This window comes from Streptomyces sp. NPDC020192, from assembly GCF_044388685.1.
Lineage (GTDB): Bacteria > Actinomycetota > Actinomycetes > Streptomycetales > Streptomycetaceae > Streptomyces.
This window is the reverse complement of record NZ_JBIRXG010000094.1, coordinates 1-4,446: the sequence shown is the minus strand read 5'-3', so window position 1 is coordinate 4,446 and position 4,446 is coordinate 1. Positions and strand designations below refer to the sequence as shown.

Here is a 4,446-nt window from a genome sequence, read left to right as displayed (position 1 = left end):
AACAGGGCAGGCTGGGCGTACTGCGTCTGCTGCAGCAGCTCCGGATCGTCCCCGAAGAGAACCTCCCGCAACGGACGCGGCAGGTGCGGGTCCAGGGCGTCGACGGCCTCGTCCAAGGCGGCGGCGAAGGCGGGCTCGGCGTCGTACAACTCCCGCCCCATACCGAGCCGTTGTGACCCCTGCCCGGTGAACATGAACGCCACCCGCCCCGACCGCACACTCCCGGTCACGACCTTGGGATCCGGCCGGCCGCTGCTGAGGGCGTCGAGGGCCTGCAACAGGTTGTCGCGGTCGTCGCCGAGCAGTACCGCACGCTGTTCGAGAGCGGCCCGGGAGGTCAGCAGTGCTGTACCCACGGCAGCCGAGTCGAGGTCCGCGCGTGCTCGGACGAACGCTGCGACTCGCTCCGCCTGTCCACGCAGAGCCGTCTCCGACTTGCCCGACAGCACCCACGGGGTCGAGGGGCGGTTCGCGGAGGAGGACTCCGGCAGGGGCTCATCGGCCTGTTCGAGGATGATGTGGGCGTTGGTGCCGCTGACACCGAAGGAGGAGACGCCGGCGCGGCGCGGGCGGCCGGTCTCGGGCCACCGCATCTGCTCGGTGAGCAGGGAGACCTGGCCTGCCTGCCAGTCGACGTGCGGTGTGGGTTCGTCCACGTGGAGGGTGCGGGGCAGTACGCCGTGCCGTATCGCCATGACCGTCTTGATGATCCCGGCCATGCCGGCGGCGGCCTGGGTGTGACCGATGTTGGACTTCACCGAGCCCAGCCACAGCGGGCGGTCCTCTGCCCGTTCCTGCCCGTAGGTGGCGAGGAGTGCCTGTGCCTCGATGGGGTCGCCCAGGGTCGTTCCGGTGCCGTGCGCCTCCACCGCGTCCACGTCCGCGCCCGACAGCCGGGCGTTGGCGAGGGCCTGGAGGATGACCTGCTGCTGCGACGGTCCGCTGGGTGCGGTGAGGCCGTTGCTGGCGCCGTCCTGGTTGATGGCGGAGCCGCGTACGACGGCCAGGACCCGGTGGCCGTTGCGGCGCGCGTCCGACAGGCGCTCCAGCAGGAGCATGCCGACGCCCTCGGAGAAGCCCGTGCCGTCGGCCGCGGCGGCGAAGGACTTGCAGCGGCCGTCCGCCGCGAGCCCGCGCTGCCGGCTGAACTCCTGGAAGAGCGTGGGCAGGGCGAGGACCGCGACGCCACCGGCCAGCGCCAGCGAGCACTCCTCCTGCCGCAGCGCACGGCAGGCGAGATGGAGTGCGACCAGGGAGGACGAGCAGGCGGTGTCGACGGTGACGGCCGGCCCCTCCAGACCGAAGGCGTACGAGATCCGGCCCGACGCGACCGCGGGGGCCACGCCCGTCATGGTGTAGCCCTCGGCGCCCTCCGGCACGTCCTGGGCGCCGCTGCCGTATCCGGACGGGGACACACCGACGAAGACGCCCGTACGCGTGCCCGCCAGGGACGTGGGGTCGATACCCGAGCGCTCCAGGACCTCCCAGCAGCTCTCCAGCAGCAGCCGCTGCTGCGGGTCCATGGCGAGGGCCTCGCGTGGGGAGATGCCGAAGAGCGCGGCGTCGAAGTCCCCGGCCGCACCGATGAAGCCGCCGTGGCGGGTGTGCGAGGTGCCCGGCCGGTCGGGGTCGGCGGCGTACAGGGAGTCGAGGTCCCAGCCGCGGTCCTCCGGGAACGACGAGATCGCGTCCCGCCCGTCGGCGACCAGCTCCCACAGGTCCTCGGGGGAGCTGACGTCACCGGGGAACCGGCAGCCCATGCCGACGATGGCGACGGGCTCCCAGTCCCTGGCCTCGACGGCCTTCAGGCGGCCGCGCGTCTGGCGCAGGTCGGCCGTGACCCGGTTCAGATAGTCGCGCAGCTTCTTCTCGTCGTTCGGCATTGCAGAACCTCCGTGAGGCACGTGCAGTCGGTGTCGCGCTGAGGGGTGGGCGGGCCCGGCCGGTCGTCAGGCCGTTCCGAGCTCCCTGTCGATGAGCTCGAACATCTCGTCGTTGGAGACCGCCGCGAGGTCCGTGCCGTCGGCCGTGTCCGACGGATCGGCCTCCGCGCGGGTCCACTCCCACAGGAGGGACTCCAGACGCTTGGCGATCTTGGTGCGGGTGTCGGTGTCCGGTGTGTACGACGACAAGGCCCGTTCCAGGTCGTCGAGTTCGCCGAACACGGGCTCGGGTGCGTGCGCGCCCTTGAGACCCAGCTCGGCACGTAGATGGCGTACCACCGCCTCCGGCGTGGGATGGTCGAAGACCAGCGTCGGCGCGAGACGCAGACCGGTGGCCGAACCGATCCGGTTGCGCAACTCCACCGCCATGAGGGAGTCGAAGCCGAGATCGCGGAAGGCCCGCGCGGGCTCGACGGCCTCCAGTGTCGCGGCCTTCATCGCGCCGTGGCTCATCACGGAGGCGGCGTTCTTGCGCACGATCTCCAGCAGCGTCCGGTCACGCTCGGCGTCGGACAGACCGGCCAGCTGATTCAGGAGTGCGGAAGGATCGCTGTCGCCGTCTTCCGGCCCCGAGCCGCCCGCCGCCTCGAGGGCCGCCCTGGCCTCCGGTATCAACTCGAAGCCGTGAGTGGGCCGTTTGGCGTGGAACGCCACCGCGAACCGCTCCCAGCGGATGTCGATGATCACCGGGCTCGGCTCGTCCCGCTCCAGTGCCTGTTCGAGGGCGGTGGTGGCGGCTGCCGGGTCCATCTCGTGGATTCCGTGCGTACGGCCGCGCTCCCCGACACCGCCCTCGGCCATGCCGCCGCCGGCCCAGGTGCCCCAGCCGACGGCCGTGGCCGGGCGGCCCTCGGCCCGCCACTGTTCCGCCCACGCCTCCAACACGGCGTTGCCGGGAGCGTAGTTGCCGAGGCCCGGCAGACCGAACGTCGACCCGAACGACGAGAACAGCACGAACGCCGAGAGATCCATGTCCCGGGTGAGTTCATACAGGTGCACGGCCCCGCCCACCTTCACCCGCAGCACATGCTCCATCCGCTCCGGCGACAGCGTGTCGATGACCCCGTCGTCCAGGACGGCTGCGGTGTGCACCACTGCCGTCAGCGGCGCATCGGACGGCACCTGCTCGCGCAGCAGCCGCCGTAGGGCCTCTTTGTCGGCCACATCGCAGGCCGCGACGGTGACCCGGGCACCCGACGCGCCGAGTTCGGCGACCAGTTCCTCGGCCCCCGGTGCCTCGATGCCCCGCAGGCTCACCAGCAGCAGATGGCCGGCGCCGCTCCGCGCCAGCCAGCGTGCCACCTGCCGGCCGAGCCCGCCGGTGCCGCCGGTGACGAGAACCGTGCCCTCGGGCTTCCACTCCCGGACCACCGGCGCGTCTGCCGTCGCGGCGCGCACGAGTCGTCGTACGAACACTCCCGAGGGCCTGAGCGCCACCTGGTCCTCGCCTTCGGGGCCGGCGAGGAGGCCAGCCAGGCGTGCCGCCGTCCGGTCGTCCACCCGCTCGGGCAGGTCCACGAGGCCCGCCCACAGATGCGGGTGCTCCAGCCCCGCCACCCGGCCGAAGCCCCAGACGGCCGCCTGCTCCGGCTGGCTCGGCCCGTCGGACCCGGCCACCGAGACCGCCCCGCTGGTCGCGCACCACACAGGTGCCTCCAGACCGAGGTCGAGCAGCGCCTGAACGAGGACCGTCGTACCCACCAACGAGCTGGGCACGGAAGGGAATTCAGGGTGCGTGGAGGAGTCGAGGGCGAGCAGGGACAGCACGGCGTCCGGGAGTGGCTCCTCGCCCAGCACCTCTTGGATCCGCAGGCCGAGGCGCGACCGGTCGAGGCGGTCCGCGGTGTCCACGGCCAACACGACGACACGGCCGCCGGCCTGCCCGACGGCCCGGGCGATCGCCTCGCACCAGCCGCCGTCCGCGAGCGCCTCGGGAACGACCAGCAGCCATGTGCCGGTCAACGACGCGTTCTCGGAGACGGTCGTGGGCTTCCACACCACCTTGTAGCGCAGGTCGTCCAGAGCCGACTGTTCACGCCGCTTACGGCGCCAGCCCGCCAACGCGGGCAACACCTCGCCCCACGAGGCGATGTCACCGCCCAGGTCGATGGCTGTTGCCAGAGCTCCGAGGTCCTCGCTCTCCACCGCCTCCCAGAACCGTGCCTCGGCCGGAATCCCCTCGACGGAGGGGACCACGGCCGCGCTCGGCTCCAGCCAGTACCGCTCTCGCTGGAACGGGTACGTCGGCAGGTCGAGGGGCGGTGTCCGCACACCTCCCAGAACCGTGGACCAGTCCACCGGCAGACCGCGGGTCCACGCGGTGGCGAGGGCGGTGTGCAGCTGGGCTAGGCCGCCGTGCTCCCGGCGCAGGGTACCGATGACCACCGCGTCACGCTCCGCTGCGCCGACCGTTTCCTCGACGGCCATGGTCAGGACGGGGTGGGCGGTGGTTTCGATGAAGTGGCGGTGGCCGTGGGTGAGGAGGGTGTGGGTGGTTTCTTCG

2 protein-coding genes are annotated in these 4,446 nt (G+C 72.0%); both read right to left on the bottom strand.

The genetic code is table 11. From position 1 onward, the window contains the following. Nucleotides 1–1,883: type I polyketide synthase (locus ACH47Z_RS46910; protein ID WP_399086698.1), on the bottom strand; the 1,883-nt coding region annotated here is incomplete at its 3' end. 66 nt (nt 1,884–1,949) lie between these two features. Further along, nucleotides 1,950–4,446 (bottom strand): SDR family NAD(P)-dependent oxidoreductase (locus tag ACH47Z_RS46905; RefSeq protein WP_399086695.1); only part of this gene is annotated, 2,497 nt, incomplete at its 5' end.